We start from the raw sequence: 358 nt of genomic DNA, 5'->3' as shown, positions 1-358 counted from the left end.
AGGACCGAAGCCACCCTTCACCACCGGGCTCACGCCATTCTCTGCCAGTGCAAAAGCTGCATCGGCAACTGCCTGATCAGGAATAGCGGATTTCTCAAACGTGCCAAGCTTCAGGTCGTCTTCTGTTTTGCCCTGTTCCTTGCCGATATCGATGAAGCTCGTTCCAGCGGCAATTTTCTGCTGGGCAGCTTCAGCTGCGGCATCATCGGCAAAGCTCAACTGCTCGATAGTACGCTTTTCGATCGTGCTGAAGCGGTCCTTGTTCTTTTCATAGTATTCGTTGATTTCGTCCTGCGTGACGGCAGACGGATCTGCAATATCAGCCGGCTCCAGCTTCACATAGGTTATTTTCCGGTAC

At 52.5% G+C, this 358-nt stretch carries 1 protein-coding gene; it reads right to left on the bottom strand.

Features of this window, described 5'->3' with window-relative positions:
• Window positions 1-339, bottom strand: a 339-nt coding sequence (locus SB822_RS55515; protein WP_410858900.1) for a peptidyl-prolyl cis-trans isomerase, incomplete at its 3' end; no start/stop codon positions are given.
• Between the last annotated feature and the right edge of the window lie 19 nt (window positions 340-358).

Origin of the sequence: Paraburkholderia sp. SIMBA_054 (genome assembly GCF_046534875.1) — a bacterium.
GTDB lineage: Bacteria > Pseudomonadota > Gammaproteobacteria > Burkholderiales > Burkholderiaceae > Paraburkholderia > Paraburkholderia hospita.
Note: the sequence above shows the minus strand (reverse complement) of the source record. Positions and strands in the feature narration are given on the sequence as shown.